Consider the following 22,489-nt stretch of genomic DNA (forward strand, 5'->3'; position numbering starts at 1 on the left):
CGGTGCCGCGCGCATTTTCAGCATAGTGCGTCGCGGCCCGCGCTGGCGGCCGCGCGACACGACCGATGAAGCGTACTCCCGCCGCCGGCTGCCGATCCAATGAGTTATGCTGAACTGCGTTATAAGCCGCGCTCATATCACGACGATGGATCTCACCCTGCTCCGTGCGTTCGCGACGGTCGCACGCGAAGGCAACCTGACACGCGCCGCCGTGCAGCTGCACCTGACGCAGCCGGCCGTCAGCCTGCAGATCAAGCATCTGCAGGAAACGCTCGGCGTCACGCTGTTTACGCGCACGTCGCGCGGGCTCGCGCTCACGCGCGACGGCCAGACCCTGCTGCCGCATGCGGAACGCGCGCTCGCCGCGGCCGCCGACGTGCAGCGCGCCGCTGCTGCGCTGCGGCACGAGGTGCGCGGCCGGCTGCGGATCGGCACGATCCTCGATCCGGGCTTCCTGCGGCTCGGCGGCTTCCTGCGCGCGCTCGTCGAAACCCATCCGCAGATCGAAACGGCGCTGCGGCACGGGATGTCGGGGTGGGTCATCGAACAGGTGCGCACGCAGGCGCTCGACGTCGGCTATTACATCGGCCGGCCGGGCGAGGACGATCCGCTCGACGGCGCACTGTTCCACACCGTCACGCTCACGCATTTCGAGTACCGCGTGCTCGCGCCGGCCGGCTGGAAGGAGCGCGTACAGCGCGTGAACGACTGGCGCTCGCTTGCCACGCTGCCGTGGATCTGGACGCCGCCGGCATCCGCGCACCACCGGCTGCTGTCGCGGCGCTTCGCCGACGCCGGCGCGCAGCCGCTCAAGGTTGCCGAGGTCGACCAGGAGCAGTCGATGCTCGATCTCGTCAAATCGGGCATCGGATTGACGCTCGCGCGCGATTCGACCGCGCTGGCCGAAGCGCACGCGCATGCGCTGACGATCGTCGAACGCGTGACGGTGCCGACCGAGCTCACCTTCGTGACGCTCGCCGAGCGGCGCGACGAACCGGCGATCGCGGCGGCGCTGCGGCTGATCGAAGCGCAGTGGGCGATATGAGCGGTGCTGATGAAAGTGCGCGTGCCGGGCGTCGGGCGTCGGGCATCCCGTTGCCGGGCACGACACGCGTCATCACGCCGCACCCCGCCCCCGCCGTCACGCCACCGTCTCCACGTTTTTGCTAGATTGTGCGTTCGCACACCGCGAGACCCCGATTGAAGGAGACCCGCATGGCCCGCAACATCGAGATCAAAGCCCGCGCCCGCGAATTCGACCAGCTGCGCGAACAGGCGGCCAAACTCGCGACCGAAGCGCCGCTCTTCTATCGCCAGCAGGATTTCTTCTACGACGTGCCGCGCGGCCGGCTGAAGCTGCGCCGCTTCGAGGACGGCACGCCGGCCGAACTGATCTTCTACCAGCGCGACGACCGCGACGGCCCGAAGGCGTCGTACTACACGCGCAGCCCGGTGACGAACCCCGACGCGATGCACGCGCTGCTCGCCACCGCGCTGACCACGCGCGGGATCGTGACGAAGGAACGGCACGTGTACCTGGCGGGCCGCACGCGCATCCATCTCGACCGCGTCGACGGCCTCGGCGATTTCATCGAACTGGAAGTCGTGCTCGGCCCCGACGACGACGAAGCAGGCGGCGAAGCCGAAGCGCACGACGTGTTCGCGAAGCTCGGCGTGTCGCCGGACGATCTCGTCGCGGTCGCATACGTCGACCTGCTGAACGCCGACACGCAGCACGAAGCGGCCTGATCCGGCCCCGCCCCGGGGCAGCGCAACCCGCGCCGCCTTCGGCCCTGCCGCGCCGTCGCCGCCCTGCCGCCGTGTCAGGCCGCGCCGGGCGCCAGGTGCGCGAGCGGCAGCGCGCCGTTGCGCTTGAAGGTCGTCAGCACGATGTTCGAGCGCACACTGTCGACGCCCGGCACGCGCATCAGCTTCTTCATCACGAACTGCGACAGCGCGTTCAGGTCGGGCGCAACGATCCGCAGCAGGTAGTCCGCGTCGCCCACCACCGCATGGCATTCGAGCACTTCGGGCAGCACGTCGATCTGCTGCTGGAACTGCTCGATGATCGAATCGCCGTGGTGCTTGAGCTTGAGGCTCGTGAACGCGGTGACGCCGAGCCCGAGCTTTTCGGGCCGGAGCATCACGCGGTAGCCTTCGATCACGCCGGCCGCCTCGAGCCGCTGCAGCCGCCGGCCGATCTGCGACGGCGACAGCGGCACCTCCTCGCCGAGCTGCTGATGCGTCGCGCGGCCAAAGCGCTGCAGCACGTCCAGCAGCGCGAGATCGAAGTGATCGAGTTCCAGCATGAGCATTCTCCGCATTGATCCTTGATTTGATGCGCGATTATCGCATCATCGTGCGAATCAACGCCAATATTGCGCCCATTCCGCGCGCAGCCCGCTCTACACTTGCATGGTTCACAACCGCCGCGTGCAGAGCCAGATCATGTCCACCGTCGTCACCGCGAAACTGCAGGAGCAGTTCGATGCGGGCCTCGAAACCCGCGCCGATTTCACCATCGACCAGCCGCTCGCGCGATACGGCCAGGTCGACCACGCGGTGTGGAAGCAGCTCTATGCACGCCAGTCGGCGCTGCTGCGCGGGCGCGCGTGCGACGCGTTCGTCGCGGGGCTCGGGAAGATCGACCTGCCGGCCGATCGCGTGCCGTCGTTCGCCGACGTGAACCGCCAGCTGAAGCCGGCAACGGGCTGGGAGATCGTCGCCGTGCCGGGCCTCGTGCCCGACCGCGTGTTCTTCGAGCATCTCGCGAACCGGCGCTTCCCGGTCACCTGGTGGATGCGCCGCCCCGACCAGCTCGACTACCTGCAGGAACCCGACTGCTTCCACGATCTCTTCGGCCACGTGCCGCTGCTGATCGACCCGGTGTTCGCCGACTACATGCAGGCGTACGGCCGCACCGCGCTCGCGGTCGCCGACGACGAAGCGGCGCTGGCGCGGCTCGCGCGACTCTATTGGTATACGGTGGAATTCGGGTTGATCCGCGATTCGCGCGGCACGAACGGCCTGTCGATCTACGGCGCCGGGATCGTATCGAGCAAGGGCGAAAGCCTGTACAGCCTCGAAAGCGCGGCGCCGAACCGGCTCGGCTTCGACCTCGAGCGCGTGATGCGCACGAAGTACCGGATCGACACGTTCCAGAAGACCTACTTCGTGATCGACGATTTCGCGCAACTGTTCGCGCTCGCCGACGTCGACGGCCGCGCGCTGGCCGACCGGCTGGCGGCGCTGCCCGAGTTCGCGGCCGGCGCGGTGCTCGACACCGATCGCGTGCTGCATCGCGGCACCGGCGAAGGCTGGCCCGACGACGCCGACGCGTAACCCGCGAACGCGCCGATGGTCGCCGGATGGCCGTCCCCGGATGGCCGTCCCACAACTATGAAACAATGACCGGTGCCGGCTTCGTCGCGCGGCGCAGCCGCGCGCGGGCGCCGTTACCGAACGAGAGGTGCAAGATGATCCACAAGCTCACATCAGAAGAACGCAAGACCCGGCTCGAAGGCCTGCCGCTCTGGTCGGCCGTACCGGGCCGCGACGCGATCCAGCGCAGCCTGCGCTTCGCCGATTTCAACGAAGCCTTCGGCTTCATGACGCGCGTCGCGATCAAGGCGCAGGAAATGAACCACCATCCGGAATGGTTCAACGTGTACAACCGCGTCGACATCACGCTGTCGACCCACGACGCCGACGGCCTGACCGAACGCGACATCGAACTGGCGCTTTTCATCGACCTTGCCGGCGCGCACGCGAAACCGGCCGCCTGACACCTTCCCCTACCGCCGCGCGTCCTTTGATGCGCGGCGCGTCAACTTTTCATTTCGATGAACGTTTTCTAGGATGTAGTCAGCGAAAGCCTTCAGCTTTCCAAGCCATCCTTAAGGCGCACGTAAGTCTCGTACGCATTCCGTGCCTTGGGGTCCAAACCTTCCAGTTGCAGCGCGCCTTGGCGCTGTACAATCAGCAGCGCATACGGCTTGGAAAGCGCGCTGGCCTCTTCGCAGAGTTTGAGTTCGTCGCCGCTCGACGGCGAGCGGGCGCGCCAGAAATTGATCGCGGCTTCTAGGTCGTTGATCGAAATATCGGACATGATTGGATTTAATCGTTCGCTGGCCGCCATGCTTGATGTCAGGTGTCGCGGCACCCCTGTGGAAACGGCGTCGTGCTGTCCGCGTGCCTGAACCGCCAACCCATTGTACTTGAGCGAACTTCATGCGACTCCTTCTGATCGAAGACGACCGCCCCATCGCACGCGGTATCCAGAGCAGCCTCGAGCAGGCTGGCTTCACCGTCGACATGGTGCATGACGGCATCTTTGCCGAACAGGCGCTGGCACAGAATCGCCACGAACTCGTGATCCTCGACCTCGGCCTGCCGGGCATCGACGGGATGACGCTGCTCACGCGCTTCCGCCAGACCAACCGCCACACGCCCGTCATCGTGCTGACCGCACGCGACGAGCTGAACGACCGGATCCAGGGCCTGAACTCCGGCGCCGACGACTATATGCTCAAGCCGTTCGAGCCGGCCGAGCTCGAAGCGCGCATCCGCGCGGTGATGCGCCGCAGCGGCCCGCACAGCGACATGCCGCGCCCGGAAGTGTCGCTCGGCGGCGTCCGCCTGTCGGGCGTCGATCGCCGCATCTTCAACGACGACAAGCCGCTCGAACTGTCGCCGCGTGAATTCGCGGTGCTCGAGATGCTGCTGCTGCGTCACGGCCGCGTCGTCAGCAAGGCCCAGCTGCAGGATCACCTCACGCACTTCGGCGGCGATCTCGGCGACACCGCGATCGAAGTCTACGTGCACCGCGTGCGCAAGAAACTCGAGCAGTGCCGCGTCGAAATCGTCACGGTGCGCGGCTTCGGCTACCTGCTGCAGGAAATCCGCCAGACGGCGAGCGTCTGAACGGCGGTGCGGCGCACCGGCCGGCCTGGCCCGCCGGCGCGCCCACCCTGCCCGCATCGCCGCCCGGCGTACGACCGCGCCGCTCCCCGTGAGCGGCGCTTATCCATTTGCCCGTCGAAATGTCACCTGATCCGGCTGTGACCACCAGCCTGCGCCGCTCGCTGCTTCGGCGCCTCGCCGCCCCGCTGTCGATGCTCGCACTGATGAGCGGCCTGATCGCCTACTGGCTCGCGTGGCAATACACGCAGCACGTGATCGACCGCTCGCTCGCCGATCTCGCGACCGCCATTTCCAAACAGATCCAGATCGCCGGCCCCGACGCGCCGTTTACGGTGCCGCCGCTCGCGCAGGCGATGTTCTCCGATCCCGCCGAAGCGCTGATCTACCGGATCAGCGACGGCGAACAGGAACTCGCCGGCGATCCGAAGCTGCCGCTGCGGGGCATCAACGTGCGCCGCATGCATCACGCGTACGTGTTCGAGGCCGAATACGACAATCGCGCGGTACGGGTCGCGCAGGTGCGCGTCGACAACGTCGAAGGCGGCAAGCCGATGGTCGTCGAGGTCGCGCAGCCGGTGCGGCACCGCTACCGGATCGCGGCCGAATTCCTCGTCGCGATCATGATGCCGCTGCTGCTGCTGCTGCTTGCGGGCTGGGGCATCGTGTGGCGCGTCGTCAACCAGCAGCTCGGCCCGCTCACGCATCTGGCCGATTCACTGAACCGGCAGACCCACACGTCGCTGGAACCGGTCGACGAAACCGAGGTGCCGCTGGAAATCCGGCCGCTGACGAGCGCGATGAACGCCCTGCTCGGCCGCCTGAAAACCGCGCTCGACGCGCAGCGCAAGTTCATCGCCGATGCCGCGCACCAGTTGCGCACGCCGCTCACGGCCGTGAAGCTGCACGCGGAGCAAGCGGCCGTGGCACGCGACCCGCACCAGACCTTCGCCGCGGTGCGCGAGCTGCGCGCGGCCGCCGACCGCGCGGTACGACTGTCGAACCAGTTGCTGTCGCTCGCGCGCGCGGAACCGGGCGAGCAGGCCGCGCGGTTCGTCGACGTCGACCTCGCGGCGATGGCATTCGAGACGGGTGCCGAATGGGTGCCGCGCGCACTCGCGTCGCACGTCGACCTCGGCTTCCAGCGCACCGACGATCCGGGTGACGACGAGAAGCTGGTCGTGCGCGGCAACCCCGTGCTGTTGCGCGAGGTGATCGCGAACCTGCTCGACAATGCGCTGAAGTACGTGCCGCTCGCGCGGCCGGACGGTGCGCGGATCACGGTGAACGTCGCGCGCGGCGCGCTCGAGGACGGCCAGCCGGCCGCCGAGATCGTCGTCGAGGACAACGGCCCCGGCGTGCCCGCCAACCAGCAGGCCGACCTGTTCAAGCGCTTCTTCCGCGGCGACGCGCAAAACGGCAACGGCGTCGAGACGGGCGCCGGGCTCGGCCTCGCGATCGTGCACGACATCATCGCGATGCACGGCGGCACCGTATCGTACGAGGATGCGTCGGAAGGCGGCTCGCGCTTCGTGGTGAGGGTGCCGCTGGCTGCACGCACGGACAAGCCGGCCAGCGAAACCCCGGCCACCGCGTCGACGCACTGAGCGATTCGCGGCGGGCGGCCCCTGGCCGGGTCGCACGCCGGATGACGAAGGCGGAAAACCCGGCCGCATGATGCAGCAGCCGGGCGCTGAAACGGCAGCGGCAGCGCACGATGCACCGCCGCCTGCGTCACTTCCTGTTTTTCTTGTCCTTCGAACGGGACTCGGACTTGCCGTCCTTCTTGTCCTTCTTCTTTTTCTTCTTCTTGCCGCCGTCGTCGGACGTCGCAAGCAGCGTGCCGCGGCACGACGATGCGCCGCAATGGCACGCGTATTCGCGCTTGAGCGACTTCGTCAGCTTCGCATCGATCACGAGGCCGTAGTCGTAGAACAGTTCCTCTTCCGGCCCGATGTCGCGCAGCGCGTGGATGTACACGCGGCCTTTGACTTCCTCGGCTTCGCAGTTCGGTGCGCACGAGTGGTTGATCCAGCGCGCGCTGTTGCCGTCGATCTTGCCGTCGATCACCCCGCCCTCGTCCAGTGCGAAGTAGAACGTATGGTTCGGTTCGCTCGGGTCGTGCGGATGGCGACGCAGCGCTTCCTTCCACGAAATTCGTTCGCCCTTGTATTCCACTACGCGCTCGCCGGCCTTGATCGGCGCCACGGCGAACACGCCCTTGCCGTGTACTCCCGAGCGGCGCACCGCGATCCTGCGTGAACTCATCGAACGAATCCTTGTGAAAACGACTTGAATGGGGCGGCCGCGATCGCGGCCTGGCGTCGCGCAAAACGAAAACGCGGCACCAGTCGGTGCCGCGTCGGGACATGCGGCGAATCACCCGCATCCTACACGTTCACGATTGCTTCGTTCAACATCACGCGCAATATTGCGCGTGCATTGCTCAACGCTGGCCGAAGGCAACGTCGCCGAACAACGCCTTGTGCTCGCGCGGCTGCGAACGCCAGTACTGCGGCGGCGCCGTCACCTGCGCACCGAGCTCGGCCGCCGCGTGCCACGGCCAGCGCGGGTCGTACAGCATCGCACGCGCCATCGCGACGAAATCGGCATCGCCGGCCTCGATCAGCCGGTTCGCATGCGCGGGTTCGTTGATCAGCCCGACGGCAACCGTCGGCATGCCGACCGCGCGCTTCACCGCCTGCGCGAACGGCACCTGGTAGCCGGGCGACAGCGGGATTTTCTGCAGCGGCGACACGCCGCCGGACGACACGTCGATCCAGTCGCAGCCGCGGCGCTTCAGTTCGTGCGCGAACGCGATCGTATCGTCGAGCTCCCAGCCGCCTTCGACCCAGTCGGTGGCCGACACGCGCACGCCGACCGGCCGGTCCTCCGGAAACGCCGCGCGCACGATCTCGAAGATCTCGAGCGGAAAGCGCATCCGGTTTTCGAGCGAGCCGCCGTATTCGTCGGTGCGCTGGTTCGCGAGCGGCGACAGGAACTGGTGCAGCAGGTAGCCATGTGCCGCATGCACCTCGATCGCGTCGATGCCGAGCCGTGCGGCACGCTTCGCCGAGGCCGCGAATGCTTCGCGGATCCGGTTCAGGCCGGCGGCATCAAGGGCGAGGGGCGGCGTCTCGCCGTCCTTGTGCGGCACGGCCGACGGTGCATGCGGCAACCAGCCGCCGTCGGCGACCGACACGAGCTGACCGCCCTGCCACGGCACGTTGCTCGACGCCTTGCGCCCCGCATGCGACAACTGCATCGCGACGCGGATCGGCGAATGCTTGCGGATCGCGGTCAGCACGGGCTTCAGCGCGGCTTCGGTCACGTCGTCCCAGAGGCCGAGGTCGCCCTGCGTGATGCGCCCGTCGGGTTCCACCGCGGTCGCCTCGATGCAGAGCAGCCCCGCGCCCGACAGCGCGAGATGGCCGAGGTGAATCATGTGCCAGTCGGTCGCTTCACCGCGCTCGGCCGAATACTGGCACATCGGGGAGATCACGATCCGGTTCGGAAGAGTCACGCCGCGCAGCGTGAACGGGGAAAACAGCGCAGTCATGGAGGCCGCTCGCCAGGAAAGGAAAGAGCGAACGAGCGTAGCACGCAGGCCGCAAGCGTGCTGACGGTGCACGCGGCAGTAAGCGGATGGTCAGGTACGGCCCGCGGCGGGTTGCGGGCGACGCGGCAAACAGCGCGCATACGGCGATGCGCCGGCCTGCAACGGATGCGGGCCGGGCAACCGCTTCGCGGCAAACGGCAGTGCCGCTTGCCGCGTCAGAGTCCGACGCCGTCGAGCCACTCCGCAAACATCCGTCGCGCGGCCGCCTCGAGCGCGGGGCCGTGCTGCGCGGTATCGGCGCGCAACTGGCGCGCGTCGATGCCGGGCGCGGCCGCGATTTCGCCGGCGTTGGCGATCAGCCACGGTTCGAAGCGGTCGGTGCGGATTTCCGGATGGCATTGCAGCGCCAGCACATGCTGGCCCCACGCGAATGCCTGGTGGCGGCAGGCGGGTGTCGACGCGAGATGAATCGCACCGCCCGGCAGGTCGAACGTGTCGCCATGCCAGTGCAGCATCGACGTCGCCGCGCCATCGAGATGGCGCAGCGGCGATGCGCGGCCGGCATCGGTGAGCGTCAACGGCGTCCAGCCGAGTTCGTGCTGAGCGGCCGGGTAGACGCGCGCGCCGAGCGCCCGGGCGATGAACTGCGCGCCGAGGCAGATGCCGAGGATCGGCAGCCCGGCGTCGATGCGCGTGCGCACGAGCGCCGCGAGCGGCGCGATCGTCGGATACTGCGCGTCGTCGTACACGCTGAGCGGCCCGCCGAGCACGACGATGAGCGACGGTTCGAGTACGTCGAGCACCTCGAAGCGCGACGACCCGACGTCGACGTAGCGCACCCGCCGGCCCCGTTCGCCGAGCACCTGCTCGAAACTCCCGAGATCCTCGAAGTGCACGTGGCGGATCGCCACGACTTCAGCGTTCATCATCGGCCTCCCGGTCGATCGACGGACGTCAGCCGGCGAAAATCTTCCAGGTCTTCTTCTGCGTCGCCGCGTCGGCTTCTTCCTGCACCGAGCAGTCGAGACGCAGATCGCTGTCGGACATCGAGATGTCGAGCGCCGCGCAATGATGCACGGTCTTCTTCGACAGCTTGCCCGGCTGGAAGTGGGCGCACGTCAAGCACATGCGCTGCGGCGGCGTCGCACCGGCCACCTGCAGTTCGCGCAGCGTCTTCAGCAGCGCGCGATACAGTGCGCCCTGCTCGTCCGCACCGAGCTTGCCGACGGCTTTCGTCAGGAATTCAGGCCATTGCAGCGCCTTCTTCGCGGCCGTGCGGCCACGAGCCGACAGGCGCACGGCCAGTGCGCGGCCGTCGTCCAGCGCGCGGCGCTTCTCGACGAGCCCCTTCGTCTCGAGCGTGCTGACCGCATCGCTCGTGGTCGCCGCGGTCAGCTGCGTCTCGCGCGCGATCTCGCCGAGCCGCATCGGGCCCTTGCGCTGCAGCAGCAGCACGAGAATCTCGCCCTGCGTCGGCGTGAGGCCAGCGCCTTCCGCCCAATCCCATGCCTGGCTTCGCATGGCCGTACTCAACCGCAGCAGGCTGTGGGTCACACGTCCCGAAGCCTGATTCCCGTAAACGCCTTCGCTCATAGTCTTTTCGCTTTGCCGCCGCCCGGTTTGCCGAGCGGCCGTAGTGTGGAGATCGAATGTCTATCTCAAAACAGACACGCTCTTGCGAGTGCGTCAGCACGGCCGTCGCGAGGGCACACGCGGCGGTCGCGTTCGCGGCGACCGGTAAGACACGCATCGTTCCGGTGTCCGCAAAGCCGACATTCTAAGCGAGAGCGGAAAATCGCACAGCTAAGTTATCCCCTTCATTCTGTGGAAAATCACTGGATAACCAAAATTTTTCGTTGTGCCTGCAATGCCGAACGCCCGCGCAGCGGGGTGTCGGGACATTTTCCTGTTCGGATCGGCCATCGGGCCGACCGCAATGATCCACCGGGTTATCCCGCGCACAGATCGTTGACTTTGCAGTGGAATATCGGGTTATCCACAGATTTTCAGGACAACCGGCAACGATTTCGGCGTCAATCGAGGCCGCGAGCCATTCAGTGAATCGCGACTCGGTCGACCCCGTAATCTGCAAAACATTTTTTCATTCGCGCCAACGTAAGCACTGCTGGCGGACCGTCTCGTTGAGCGATTTTTCCTGTTTGAAAACGGTTCTCAACCACGAGGCGTCGTTCACGCGCGCCTGGGCCAGTGCGCCGATCTCGTCGAGCGCCGCGCGCGAACCGAGCGCGGCCGCATGCGGCGCGATCCGGTCGAGCGTGTCGAGGATGTCCTCGGCGATGGTACGGCGCTCACCCGTCTGAGGATTCACGCAGGTGCCCTCGAGCCCGAAGCGGCACGCCTCGAAACGGTTGAACGTGTAGACGAGGTAGTCGTCCTCCGACAGCTTCAGCGGCCGGTCGGTCAGCAGGTAGCGTGCGAGCGTCTGGATGTAGCAGGCGATCGCCGCCGCGCGGTCGACCGACAGCGGCGTGTCCATCACGCGCACCTCGATCGTCCCGTAGCCGGGTTTCGGGCGGATGTCCCAGTAGAAGTCCTTCATCGAGTTGACGACACCCGTGTTCACCATCTTCGTGAAGTACTCCTCGAAGCTGTCCCAGGTCAGCACGAACGGTGCGCGGCCCGACAGCGGGAACGCGAACACCGAATTCAGGCGGGCCGAATGGAAGCCGGTGTCGACGTTCTGCACGAACGGCGACGACGCGGACAGCGCGATGAAATGCGGAATGAAGCGCGACATCGAGTGCAGCAGGAACAGCGCACTGTCGGGATCGGGGCAGCCGATGTGCACGTGCTGGCCGAACACGGTGAACTGTTTGGCCAGGTAACCGTACAGTTCGGAGATGTACTGGAAGCGCGGCGCATCGTAGATCTGCCGGTCGCTCCATTGCTGGAACGCATGCGTGCCGCCGCCGGCCAGCCCGACGTTGAGCTGGTCGGCCGCCTTCACGAGCACGTCGCGGATCGCGTGCAGCTCGCTCACCGCCTGCTCGTGCGAATGGCAGATGCCGGTCGACAGCTCGATCATGCTCTCGGTGATTTCCGGCGTGATGTTGCCCGGAAAGGTCTCGCCCTGGATCAGGCGCATCAGGTCGGATGCCGCTTTGGTCAGGTCGTAGTTGTGCGTGTTGACGACCTGGATCTCCAGTTCGACGCCGAACGTGAACGGCTCGGAATTGACGAAGGTTTCGAGTGCCATGGCAGGTTCCGGAATCAGTTGCTGTCGCTGCGCTCACCGACCGCCGACAGGCAGCGGTAGACGATGAACGGGCTGACGAGCTGCAGGATCACGATCGTGCACATCACGATCGCGCGCAGGTGCGGGTCGAAATTCGGATAGAGCTGGTAGGTGTCGTCGACGAGCAGGTACGACAGCGCGGACATCGGCGTGAGCGCGATGCCGAGCGCGATGCCCTGCTTCATCCCGATGCCGCTCGGCTTCGCGAACGCGACGACACCGGCCAGCTTCGCGACGAGCCGCGTGACGATCAGCACGATCGCGAGCAAGCCGCCGAGCGCGATGTCGCCCCATGTGAACGACGTGAGCGTGAGCACGAACAGGACCACCGTCAGCAGCCAGCCGGCCGTGCCGAAATGCTCGGGCCACAGCTGCGGGCGCGCCTCGAGGTTCTTCACGATGATGCCGGCGAGCAGCAGCGTGAGCAGCGTCGACAGCTTCAGTGCCTGGGCCACCGCGATCGCGAGCATCACGAGCCCGAACAGCGCGACGAACGAATGCTCGTCGCGCATCGTCGACGTCATGTGGCGGAACAGGAAATTGCACGAACGCGCGACGAGATACGCGACGATGAACGAACCAGCGAGCAGGTAGAGCGGCTGCAGGATCGTCGCGAAAACGTTGCCGTACGCTTCCTGGTGGAGCCAGCTCGTCACGAGCTTGGTCAGCACGATCGCATAGACGCTGTTGAGCGCGGTGAGCGTGATGAGGCGTTGCGACACCTGCCCTTCCGCGCGCAGTTCGGTCTTCAGCTGGATCACCATCGATGGCGATGTCGCGATCGCGATCGCCGACAGCACGAGCGCGACCATCCCCGATACGCCGAGCGCCAGCATCACGAACAGCACCAGCACGAACGTCAGCGTGGCTTCGGCGAGGCTCGACGCGACGAGCCACGGATTGCGCCGGATCCAGCGCAGGTCGAGACGGCTGCCGAGCTCGAACAGCAGCAGGCCGAGCGCGACGTCGATCAGCAGCCGCGAGGTTTCGTCGGTGCTTGCATCGATCACGCCGAATCCGAACGATCCGGCGACGAGACCGATTACCGCATAACCGGTGATGCGCGGCAGCCGCCATGCGCGGTAGCACAGCTCGCCGCACAGGCCGGCCGCGAACAGCGCGAGCCCGGCCCAGAACACGGCATCAGGCGTAAGCGGCCAGTTGGGCAGGAATGAGAACGCCGACTTCATCGTGGTGACTTCTCCTTTGGAAGCGACCGCCAGCGACACAGGGTCAAGCGTCAGAAATGGATGCGCGCCGGCTGGGTATCGCCCCGAATGTGATTGTTGTGTCGACGACGGCGGGACATGGGATCCGCCTGCTCCGCCACAGGGCGGAAAGTCGCTCAGGTTGCCGATCTGGATTGTCGGCCTGGTGTGTGAACGGACTGCGCAGTCTCGAAGATTCAGATTCGAAATCGTGCCGACCGTTCCATTGAAGCATGTCCGGCGCCTGGCCGGATGAACGCGAAGGAAACCGATTGTGCCACAGCTTTTTCGGTCTGGAACCCATTGATTCGACTCGCGGCGCTGTGCGGCACCCCAGGTCTTTGGTTTCAAAGGTTTACTTGTATATATACGTAGTAGAAGTTAACAAGGCGCGCACAGTTCTGTGGATAACTTCAGTTTACGTCGACGGATCAAGGTGTTGGAGAGTCCATAACCCGTTGCACAGGCTGTTCGTGCACAGAAGTTTCGATTGAGCAACTTTCGGGCCGTTTCACAGCTGTGCCGAGTTGCCCAGTTTACGTCCACTGTGATTGCACATGAAGTGCGTGCGGATTCCGCGCAGTTATCCACAGCGTCGAGTGGATAACCTTGCGCGAAAAAATCGGGAAACTGTGATCAGGCTCGGGGGCCGGTCAGCCGGCCTGGCTGACGCGGCGCGCGCGCAATGCGCGGATCAAGAAGCGTGCGGGATCGACGGCGTCGGCGAGTTCGCGTTCGAGCGGCCACGGCTCGCCTTCGAGTTGCGATGCGATCAGTTCGGCGCCGAGTGCGGCCCATACGAGGCCGCGCGAACCGAAACCGAATGCGCCGTAGAGTCCGGGCATGCGCGGCAGGTCGCGTGCCTGCGCGCCGCTCAGCGCGCGTGCTTTGGCGACGGCTCCCGCTTCGTCCGCGAGCGGGCCGATGAGCGGCAGTCGATCGCCGACAACCCAGCGGAACGCAACGCGGCCGCGCAGCGTGCCGGGATCCGGCACGTCGCCGATCAGGCCCGGCAGCAGACGGCGCACGCGCTCGAGGTTTTCGGCGTGACCGGCCGCGCGCATCGCGGGATCGACGTCGTCGGGCTCGAACGTTGCGCCGATCAGCAGCGTGCCGTCGTCGAGCGGTACCGCGTAACCGTCGCCGATCGCCGGGCACGGCAGCGGTGCCGTGCTGCCGGGGGGCAGCAACGTGAGCTGGCCACGCACCGGTTGCAGCGCGACGTGCTGCAGCCCGGCGAGGCGTGCGGCATCGCCGGCATTCGCGAGCACGACGACGGGCGCTTCGGCCAGTGTGCCGCCCGCATCGTCGAGCGCATGCCAAGCATCGCCCCGCCGTTCGAGTCGTGCCACGGCGGTGGACGCGAGCAAGCGCACGCGCTCGCCGGCCGCCTCGCACTGGGCCGCGCAAAGGCCGGCCGGCCAGACGGCGCCGCCGTGCGGAAACAGCAGGCCGCCGTGCGCGACCGGCAGGTTCAGATGGGTGCGCGCGGCATCGGCGTCGAGCAGCGATACGTAGTCGGACGGTGCGCCGAACGCATCGAAAGCATCACGCATCCGCGCGAAGTCGTCGGCCGATTCGGCGAGATGAATCATCCCGTGCGTGCTGCGCGCGAATGCATGGCCCGCGCGTTCGAGTGCGCGCCAGCGCGCGATCGCGTGCAGGAAGCCGCCGCGCGTGAGCCGGCTCGCGACGTTGTCGTCGCGCGTCATCAGCGGATGGAACACGCCGGCCGGATTGCCCGACGCCTCGCTCGCGATCCGCTCGTGCCGTTCGATCAGCGTGACCTCCCAGCCGCGCGCGGCGAGACGTTCGACGACCGCGCAGCCCGCCAGGCCCGCGCCGATCACGATCGCGCGGCGTGCCGCAACGGGCAATGCGAGCGGCGGCTCGTGCCGGCGCGCGCGCCAGCGCGGCGCGTATTCGCCGACGAGCATCACGAACTTGCCGGCAAACCCGTCGACCTTGCGATACGTGAAACCCGCGTCGGTGAGCGCCTGTTTCACGACGCCCGAACTCGAATACGTCGCGAAGGTCGCGCCTTCGGCAGCGAGGCGTCCGAGGGCGCGGAACACGTCGGCCGACCACATGTCCGGGTTTTTCGCCGGCGCGAAACCGTCCAGATAAAACGCATCGGCACGTGCGACGAGTTTCGGCAGCATCTCGCGCGCGTCGCCGAATGCAAGCGTGAGCACGACCCGCCCGTCGTCGAATTCGAGCCGGTGCAAACCCGGCACGAGCGTCGGCCACGCATCGGCAAGCATCGCGGCTTCGGCCGACATGGTTGTGTTCGCAACGATATGGGAAAGCGCCTTGCGCAAGTCGTCGCGCGAGAACGGGTGCTTCTCGACCGACACGAAATGCAGCCGCTCGCAGCGTGCGGGATCCTCGCGCCACGCGGCCCAGGTCGCGAGGAAGTTGGCGCCCGTGCCGAACCCCGTCTCGACGATCGTGAACGTGCGGCGGCCTTGCCAGCGCGCCGGCAGCCGGTTGCCCGCGACGGACACGTAGTTCGCCTGCGCGAGCGCGCCCGCGACGTTGTGATAGATGTCGCCGAACTCGGGCGACACGAGCGTGCCGTCGTCGCGGATGGCGAACGTGGCGGGAACAAGTCGGTCGGTCATGCGAAACAAAAAACGTGGCAGCCAAGCCTGGCAAGGGATTGCGCGGGGCCGTCCGTCCGGCCGTTGGAAAAAGCCAACGGGGCGGCGTACGGGCGGACCGCGCTGCGTATCCTGTCCGGTTGGCGCTGGTCAAAAAATGGGCAGTCCGTGATTCATTCGGCGAAATACCGATGAAAATCTTTGAAACCCTTGTCGTTATTGGGTTTGCGCTGCGCTATCATAGCAACGCCGTACCGCGGGGTGGCCGCCGGCATACCGGAGGGCGCGTCGCGCGGGCCAGGATTCGGCGCTGTGTCGTCGGAGTCTGACTCTCGACGGCACGGTTCGCGCACGTATAATCGGCGCGTTCGCGCTGTTCGTGTCAACCTAACCTGATAAAGGAACCTTAATGAACAAACAGGAACTGATCGACGCCGTCGCCGCCCAAACGGGCGCCAGCAAGGCTCAAACCGGCGAAACGCTGGACACGCTGCTCGAAGTCATCAAGAAGGCCGTGTCGAAGGGTGATGCGGTTCAGCTGATCGGCTTCGGCAGCTTCGGTTCGGGCAAGCGCGCAGCACGTACGGGCCGCAACCCGAAGACGGGCGAAACCATCAAGATCCCGGCAGCCAAGACGGTCAAGTTCACGGCTGGCAAGGCGTTCAAGGACGCCGTCAACAAGCGTTAATCCAGCGCCTGTTCCAAGAAAAACCCGCCTTTCGGCGGGTTTTTTGTTGGGCGCGCGCGGCATTTTCGCCACAGTCCGCGCCACTCTTGCAAGATTTAACGGTTGTTTTTACAACGCGTTACACGTGCACGATCTGCGTGTCGCCGTGATCGTCGTCGTCGTGCGAATCGATATCCCACACCGGGAACGGATCGTCGAACGCGTGCCATCCCGCCGCGCCGAGCGCGAATTCCGCATCGGTCAGCAGGCACGCATCGAGTTTCTCGCGCCACGCATCCGCGTCGAGCGCGATGCCGATCAGCACGAGTTCCTGCCGGCGATCGCCCACTGCGCGATCGTCGAGATCGCCGTGCCATTCGGCGCGGATTTCCGCGAGCAGTTCGTCGTCGTCCGGCCATTCCGCGCGATCCTGCGCCGCCCACCACAGACCCGCCGGGCCATGGCGGCATACGCCGCCCGCCTGCGACAGCGAGCCCGCGATGTCGTTGCGCGTCGCGAGCCAGAAGAAGCCCTTGCTGCGCAGCACGCCCGGCCACTCCTGGTGCAGCAGCGCCCAGAGCCGTGCCGGATGAAACGGCCGGCGCGCGCGGTAAACAAAATTGCCGATGCCGAATTCGTCGGCTTCGCCGTGCACGTGCGCATGATGTTCGTCATGGCAGTCCGGGTCGTCGCAATGCGTGTGATCGTGATCGAGCGATGCGAGCCAGCCCGGCGCGTTCGCGGCCTCGTCGAAATCGAAACGGCCCGTGTTCAGCACTTCGTCGAGCGGCACGTTGCCGAACGTCGACACGACCTGGTGCGCGCGCGGGTTGAGGCGCGCGAGGATGTGCTGCAGGCGTGCGAGTTCGTCGGCGCCGACGAGGTCGGCCTTGTTGATCACCAGCACGTCGCAGAATTCGATCTGCTCGATCAGCAGCTCGACGAGCGTGCGGTCGTCCTCCTCCGAGGCGGCGATGCCGCGGGTTGCGAGCGCGTCGTCCGAGCCGTAGTCGCGGAGGAAGTTGTACGCGTCGACCACGGTGACGAGCGTGTCGAGCCGCGCGATCGCGGACAGCGACGTGCCGTCGTCGTCGACGAACGTGAAGGTTTCGGCGATCGGCATCGGCTCCGCGATACCGGTCGATTCGATCATGATCGCGTCGAAGCGGCCCTCGGACGCGAGGTTGCGGATCTCGACGAGCAGGTCGTCGCGCAGCGTGCAGCAGATGCAGCCGTTCGACATCTCGACGAGGCGTTCCTCGACGTGCGACAGCGCCTGCGCGTCACGCACGAGCGATGCGTCGATGTTGACCGCAGCGAGATCGTTGACGATCACGGCGACTTTCAGGCCCGCGCGGTTCGCGAGGACATGGTTGAGCAGCGTGGTCTTGCCGGCGCCGAGGAAACCGGACAGCACGGTGACGGGCAACGGCTGGTTCATAGCCGGATTCATAGCGATACGCACCAACGGAAAAATTGAACAAGCGGCCGCGGCGCCCTTCCGGGGCGCGATCGTCCCGCGGACGGGCGAAATTGCGGCGTGAGATCCGCATTGTGCATCAAACGCGCGCCGGCCGGCCGGTACGGCGTCAGGCCGCGCCGGGCCGCAGCGTCATTGCACGGGCGGCAACAGCTTCCACTGCGTCAGGATGGCGGCAATCTGCCGCGCGTACTTGTCGCGCAGCGACGGTGTTTCCGAATGATAGGCGCCGACCGCCTGCCACGTGTTGCCGTAGCGGTTCATCTTCTGCTTGAGATGCCACGCGGCGATGTAGACGTTCTTGCACGGCTCCATCAGCGTGTCGCGGCCGATCCCGTAGCGCGACAGCGTCGGCAGGTGGATCGAATTGATCTGCATCAGGCCGTAGTCGACCGAGCCGTTCGTGTTCTTGTTCAGCGCGCCGGGCCGGTTGCGCGACTCCTGCCACGCGATCGCGCGCAGGATCAGCGGATTGACCTGCTGATATTTTGCCGCCTCGTCGAAACAGTCCGCGCGAGCGTTCGCGCTGGCGAAACACGCGCCGGCGGCGATCAACGCAATCGAGGCCAACCGTCTGTTCATGGTGCGGAATCGATAATAAATTGCGCGAAGGTCGGGAAAACCCGTGCCTGTTATTCGTGCGATGAGAAACGCGCCGCCCGTATCATACCGACAGTCCGTCAGCTTGCGACATACAGGAATACGGCAGCCCGGTTATACCGCATTTCCGTGTCGGTTCATCGTGAAACGGGGGCGATGGCCGGGATGCAGAGCATAGCGCCGAACATTACATATTGCATACGGCTCGCAGAATACATGTCGTATGTGAGACAGTCCTCGGGTCAATGTGATATTTCGGACATGAAAAACTGCTAATGTCGCCTCTTTAGGACTTGGATCCCAAGCACTACCGCCGGAAGTGGCCTGAGCCGGCATCGACCCATTCATCCATGACAAGAAATCGCTTCGTTATGCGGCGTGTCGCCACGACCCTGATCGTCGCCGGCCTCATCGTTTCGCAGGCCGCCTACGCTCAGGTCACGCTCAACTTCGTGAATGCGGATATCGACCAGGTCGCCAAGGCGATCGGCGCCGCAACCGGCAAGACCATCATCGTCGACCCCCGCGTGAAGGGGCAGCTCAACCTCGTGGCCGAACGGCCGGTGCCGGAAGACCAGGCGCTGAAGACGCTGCAGTCGGCGCTGCGGATGCAGGGCTTCGCGCTCGTGCAGGATCACGGCGTGCTGAAGGTCGTGCCCGAGGCCGACGCGAAGCTGCAGGGCGTGCCGACCTACGTCGGCAACGCGCCGCAGGCGCGCGGCGACCAGGTGATCACGCAGGTGTTCGAGCTGCACAACGAATCGGCGAACAACCTGCTGCCCGTGCTGCGGCCGCTGATCTCGCCGAACAACACGGTGACGGCCTACCCGGCGAACAACACGATCGTCGTCACCGACTACGCGGACAACGTGCGGCGCATCGCGCAGATCATCGCCGGCGTCGACAGCGCCGCGGGCGCGCAGGTGCAGGTCGTTCCGCTGCGCAACGCGAACGCGATCGACCTCGCCGCGCAGCTGCAGAAAATGCTCGACCCCGGCGCGATCGGCAACAGCGACGCAACGCTGAAGGTGTCGGTCACGGCCGACCCGCGGACCAACTCGCTGCTGCTGCGCGCGTCGAGCGCGTCGCGCCTCGCGGCCGCGAAGCGCCTCGTGCAGCAGCTCGACGCGCCGAGCGGGGTGCCCGGCAACATGCATGTCGTGCCGCTGCGCAATGCCGATGCGGTGAAGCTGGCGAAGACGCTGCGCGGCATGCTCGGCAAGGGGAGCGGCAGCGACAGCGGCTCGTCGGCATCGTCCAACGATGCGAACAGCTTCAACCAGAACGGCGGCTCGTCGTCGAGCGGCAACTTCTCGACCGGCACGTCCGGCACCCCGCCGCTGCCGTCGGGCGGCCTCGGCGGTTCGTCGTCCTCGTCGGGGTACGGCGGTTCGTCGGGCAGCGGCGGCGGTCTCGGCAGCGCCGGCCTGCTCGGCGGCGACAAGGACAAAGGCGACGACAACCAGCCGGGCGGCATGATCCAGGCCGACGCGGCGACCAACTCGCTGATCATCACCGCGTCGGATCCGGTGTACCGGAACCTGCGCTCGGTGATCGACCAGCTCGACGCGCGGCGCGCGCAGGTCTATATCGAAGCGCTGATCGTCGAGCTGAACTCGAATACGTCCGGCAACCTCGGTATCCAGTGGCAGGTCGCGAGCGGCCAGTTTCTCGGCGGCACGAACCTGAACCCCACTGGCGGTCTGGGCAACAGCATCATCAACCTGACGGCGGGCGGCGTGGCCAACGCCGCCGGCGGCATCACCGGCGGCGGGCTGGCCAACAATCTCGGGGCGCTGAGCCAGGGGCTCAACATCGGCTGGCTGCACAACATGTTCGGCGTGCAGGGGCTCGGTGCACTGCTGCAGTATTTCTCGGGCGTGAGCGACGCGAACGTGCTGTCGACACCGAACCTGATCACGCTCGACAACGAGGAAGCGAAGATCGTCGTCGGCCAGAACGTGCCGATCGCGACCGGTTCGTATTCGAACCTGACGAGCGGCAACACGAACAATGCGTTCAACACCTACGACCGTCGCGACGTTGGCCTGACGCTGCACGTGAAGCCGCAGATCACCGACGGCGGGATCCTCAAGCTGCAGCTCTATACCGAGGATTCGGCGGTGGTCGCCGGCACGACCAGCGCGCAGACCGGCCCGACCTTCACGAAGCGCTCGATCCAGTCGACGATCCTCGCGGACAACGGCGAGATCATCGTGCTCGGCGGCTTGATGCAGGACAACTACCAGGTGTCGAACAGCAAGGTGCCGCTGCTCGGCGACATTCCGTGGATCGGCCAGCTGTTCCGTTCCGAAACGAAGCTGCGCCAGAAAACCAACCTGATGGTATTCCTGCGCCCGGTGATCATTTCCGATCGCAATACCGCGCAGGAAGTCACGGCCAATCGTTACGACTACATCCAGGGCGTGACGGGCGCGTACAAGTCCGACAACAACGTGATGCGCGACAAGGACGATCCGGTCGTCCCGCCGATGCCGATCGGCCCGAGCCAGGGTGGCACGGCCGCGGGCAACCTGTTCGATCTCGACAAGATGCGTCGCCAGCAGGTACAGCGCCAGGTGGTGCCGGTCCCGGCCCAGCCGTTGCCGGAGGCGACGCCCGCGCAGCCGCAGAGCGTGCCGCAGCAGGCGGTGCCGCAACAGCCGCTGACGGCCACGCCGGGAGCCTCGCAGTGAGCGACGTGCTCGCCTCTTCCGCCCACGACGGCGCGCCGGGCGAACGCCAGCCGCCGTCGCCGCTCGCCGCGCGGCTGCTGCCGTACGGCTTCGCGAAGAGCGGCCAGGTGCTGATCGCGCACCAGCTCGACGACACGCTCGAGGTGTGGATCAGCGAACGCACGAGCGATGCCGCGCTCGCGGAGATCGCGCGCAACTTCGGCTCGATCTCCGTGCATCGCGTGCCGGCCGACGAGCTCGCGCAGGCGATCAACCACGCGTACGCGCGCCAGGACGGCAGCGCCGCGCAGGTGGTCGGCGAGGTCGAAGGCGAAGTCGACCTGTCGCGGCTGATGCAGGACATCCCCGAAGTCGAGGATCTGCTCGAATCGGAGGACGACGCGCCGATCATCCGGATGATCAACGCGCTGCTCACGCAAGCGGCGCGCGAACAGGCATCGGACATCCACATCGAGCCGTTCGAGAATGCTTCCGTCGTGCGCTTTCGCGTCGACGGCACGCTGCGTGACGTCGTGCGGCCGAAGAAAGCGCTGCACGGTGCGCTGATCTCGCGGATCAAGATCATGGCGCAGCTCGACATCGCGGAGAAGCGCCTGCCGCAGGACGGCCGCATCACGCTGCGCGTCGGCGGCCGGCCGGTGGACGTGCGCGTGTCGACGCTGCCGACCGGGCACGGCGAGCGCGCGGTGCTGCGTCTGCTGGAAAAGGATGCGCAGCGGCTGAACCTCGAGGCGCTCGGGATGGGCCGCGACACGCTCGTCCAGTTCGACAAGCTGATCGCCCGCCCGCACGGCATCGTGCTCGTCACCGGCCCGACCGGCTCGGGCAAGACGACCACGCTGTATGCGTCGATGTCGCGGCTCGAAACCGCGACGACCAACATCATGACCGTCGAGGACCCGATCGAATACGACCTCGGCGGCATCGGCCAGACGCAGGTGAACGAGCGGATCGGGATGACCTTTGCCCGTGCGCTGCGCTCGATCCTGCGCCAGGATCCGGACGTGATCATGATCGGCGAGATCCGCGACCTCGAAACCGCGCAGATCGCGGTGCAGGCGTCGCTGACGGGCCACCTCGTGCTCGCGACGCTGCACACGAACGATGCGGCATCGGCCGTCACGCGTCTGACCGACATGGGCGTCGAACCCTACCTGCTCGCGTCGTCGCTGCTCGGCGTGCTCGCGCAGCGGCTCGTGCGCCAGCTCTGCCCCGTCTGCAAGGAAGAACGCCAGGAAGAAGGCCGCACCGTGTGGCATCCGGTCGGCTGCGACAAGTGCGGTCATTCGGGCTACGCGGGCCGGCGCGGGGTATACGAACTGCTGCTGGTCGACGAGTCGATCCGCTCGCTGATCCACCGCAACGCGGCCGACGCGGAGATTCTCGCCGCCGGTCGTGCGGAAGGGATGCGCACGCTGCGCGACGACGCCGAGCGCTGGCTCGCGTCCGGCGCGACGTCGCTCGAGGAAGTGTTGCGCGTGACGGGAGGCGCATAGCGCG

At 66.5% G+C, this 22,489-nt stretch carries 20 protein-coding genes; 9 read left to right on the plus strand and 11 right to left on the minus strand.

What is annotated here, in order from left to right; all coding sequences use genetic code 11:
* Positions 1 to 145 precede the first annotated feature (145 nt).
* Positions 146 to 1,045, plus strand: coding sequence for a LysR family transcriptional regulator (locus ACTJLD_RS23635; protein WP_060062259.1), 900 nt, complete (start codon positions 146 to 148; stop codon positions 1,043 to 1,045).
* 170 nt (positions 1,046 to 1,215) lie between these two features.
* On the plus strand, positions 1,216 to 1,749 hold the full coding sequence (locus ACTJLD_RS23640) for a class IV adenylate cyclase (RefSeq protein ID WP_027788723.1): 534 nt from the start codon (positions 1,216 to 1,218) through the stop codon (positions 1,747 to 1,749).
* Positions 1,750 to 1,823: 74 nt separating this feature from the next.
* Here the strand turns inward: ACTJLD_RS23640 and ACTJLD_RS23645 are convergent, their stop codons facing one another.
* On the minus strand, positions 1,824 to 2,309 hold the full coding sequence (locus ACTJLD_RS23645) for an Lrp/AsnC family transcriptional regulator (protein WP_006408082.1): 486 nt from the start codon (positions 2,307 to 2,309) through the stop codon (positions 1,824 to 1,826).
* Between the two features lie 139 nt (positions 2,310 to 2,448).
* Between ACTJLD_RS23645 and phhA the strand changes: the two genes are divergently transcribed.
* On the plus strand, positions 2,449 to 3,342 hold the full coding sequence (phhA, locus tag ACTJLD_RS23650; RefSeq protein ID WP_322036769.1) for a phenylalanine 4-monooxygenase: 894 nt from the start codon (positions 2,449 to 2,451) through the stop codon (positions 3,340 to 3,342).
* Positions 3,343 to 3,407: 65 nt separating this feature from the next.
* Entirely contained in the window at positions 3,408 to 3,785 is a 378-nt protein-coding gene (locus tag ACTJLD_RS23655) for a 4a-hydroxytetrahydrobiopterin dehydratase (RefSeq protein WP_255221837.1), read from the plus strand.
* A 92-nt stretch (positions 3,786 to 3,877) separates the two neighbouring features.
* Here the strand turns inward: ACTJLD_RS23655 and ACTJLD_RS23660 are convergent, their stop codons facing one another.
* Complete coding sequence (locus ACTJLD_RS23660; RefSeq protein ID WP_021160419.1) at positions 3,878 to 4,108, minus strand: DUF3717 domain-containing protein; 231 nt, start codon at positions 4,106 to 4,108, stop codon at positions 3,878 to 3,880.
* Positions 4,109 to 4,230: 122 nt separating this feature from the next.
* On the opposite strand from ACTJLD_RS23660, the gene ACTJLD_RS23665 reads away from it, so the two are divergent.
* Positions 4,231 to 4,923, plus strand: coding sequence for a response regulator (locus tag ACTJLD_RS23665; protein ID WP_006401494.1), 693 nt, complete (start codon positions 4,231 to 4,233; stop codon positions 4,921 to 4,923).
* 119 nt (positions 4,924 to 5,042) lie between these two features.
* Positions 5,043 to 6,527: a sensor histidine kinase gene (locus ACTJLD_RS23670; protein WP_060349826.1), complete on the plus strand. Its 1,485-nt coding sequence runs from the start codon at positions 5,043 to 5,045 to the stop codon at positions 6,525 to 6,527.
* Between the two features lie 127 nt (positions 6,528 to 6,654).
* On the opposite strand, the gene ACTJLD_RS23675 is transcribed toward ACTJLD_RS23670, so the two are convergent.
* The 7 genes from ACTJLD_RS23675 to mnmC form a co-directional block, all read right to left on the minus strand.
* Positions 6,655 to 7,188: an SET domain-containing protein gene (locus ACTJLD_RS23675; RefSeq protein WP_027788727.1), complete on the minus strand. Its 534-nt coding sequence runs from the start codon at positions 7,186 to 7,188 to the stop codon at positions 6,655 to 6,657.
* A gap of 178 nt (positions 7,189 to 7,366) precedes the next feature.
* Complete coding sequence (locus ACTJLD_RS23680) at positions 7,367 to 8,479, minus strand: NADH:flavin oxidoreductase/NADH oxidase (RefSeq protein WP_226255889.1); 1,113 nt, start codon at positions 8,477 to 8,479, stop codon at positions 7,367 to 7,369.
* Positions 8,480 to 8,694: 215 nt separating this feature from the next.
* A complete protein-coding gene (locus tag ACTJLD_RS23685) occupies positions 8,695 to 9,405 on the minus strand; it encodes a glutamine amidotransferase (protein WP_124544915.1) in 711 nt (236 codons plus the stop codon).
* A gap of 28 nt (positions 9,406 to 9,433) precedes the next feature.
* A complete protein-coding gene (locus ACTJLD_RS23690) occupies positions 9,434 to 10,072 on the minus strand; it encodes a MarR family winged helix-turn-helix transcriptional regulator (RefSeq protein ID WP_027788730.1) in 639 nt (212 codons plus the stop codon).
* 508 nt (positions 10,073 to 10,580) lie between these two features.
* Positions 10,581 to 11,696, minus strand: a complete 1,116-nt coding sequence (locus ACTJLD_RS23695) for a YbdK family carboxylate-amine ligase (RefSeq protein WP_021160413.1) — start codon at positions 11,694 to 11,696, stop codon at positions 10,581 to 10,583.
* Between the two features lie 14 nt (positions 11,697 to 11,710).
* Entirely contained in the window at positions 11,711 to 12,925 is a 1,215-nt protein-coding gene (locus ACTJLD_RS23700; RefSeq protein ID WP_027788731.1) for a cation:proton antiporter, read from the minus strand.
* A gap of 671 nt (positions 12,926 to 13,596) precedes the next feature.
* Positions 13,597 to 15,567, minus strand: coding sequence for a bifunctional tRNA (5-methylaminomethyl-2-thiouridine)(34)-methyltransferase MnmD/FAD-dependent 5-carboxymethylaminomethyl-2-thiouridine(34) oxidoreductase MnmC (gene mnmC / locus ACTJLD_RS23705; protein ID WP_440659771.1), 1,971 nt, complete (start codon positions 15,565 to 15,567; stop codon positions 13,597 to 13,599).
* Positions 15,568 to 15,955: 388 nt separating this feature from the next.
* On the opposite strand from mnmC, the gene ACTJLD_RS23710 reads away from it, so the two are divergent.
* Positions 15,956 to 16,234: an HU family DNA-binding protein gene (locus ACTJLD_RS23710; protein ID WP_006401505.1), complete on the plus strand. Its 279-nt coding sequence runs from the start codon at positions 15,956 to 15,958 to the stop codon at positions 16,232 to 16,234.
* Between the two features lie 118 nt (positions 16,235 to 16,352).
* Here ACTJLD_RS23710 and ACTJLD_RS23715 read toward each other — a convergent pair whose 3' ends face one another.
* Positions 16,353 to 17,666 (minus strand): GTP-binding protein, encoded by a 1,314-nt coding sequence (locus ACTJLD_RS23715; protein WP_027788733.1) that lies wholly within the window; start codon positions 17,664 to 17,666, stop codon positions 16,353 to 16,355.
* Positions 17,667 to 17,825: 159 nt separating this feature from the next.
* A complete protein-coding gene (locus ACTJLD_RS23720; RefSeq protein ID WP_440659772.1) occupies positions 17,826 to 18,275 on the minus strand; it encodes a lytic transglycosylase domain-containing protein in 450 nt (149 codons plus the stop codon).
* 368 nt (positions 18,276 to 18,643) lie between these two features.
* Between ACTJLD_RS23720 and gspD the strand changes: the two genes are divergently transcribed.
* A complete protein-coding gene (gene gspD, locus ACTJLD_RS23725; RefSeq protein WP_027788735.1) occupies positions 18,644 to 20,989 on the plus strand; it encodes a type II secretion system secretin GspD in 2,346 nt (781 codons plus the stop codon).
* On the plus strand, positions 20,986 to 22,485 hold the full coding sequence (gene gspE, locus ACTJLD_RS23730; RefSeq protein ID WP_027788736.1) for a type II secretion system ATPase GspE: 1,500 nt from the start codon (positions 20,986 to 20,988) through the stop codon (positions 22,483 to 22,485). The genes gspD and gspE overlap by 4 nt, the downstream gene beginning before the upstream one ends.
* Positions 22,486 to 22,489: the final 4 nt, after the last annotated feature.

The organism is Burkholderia sp. 22088 (assembly GCF_052045915.1).
GTDB lineage: Bacteria > Pseudomonadota > Gammaproteobacteria > Burkholderiales > Burkholderiaceae > Burkholderia > Burkholderia cepacia.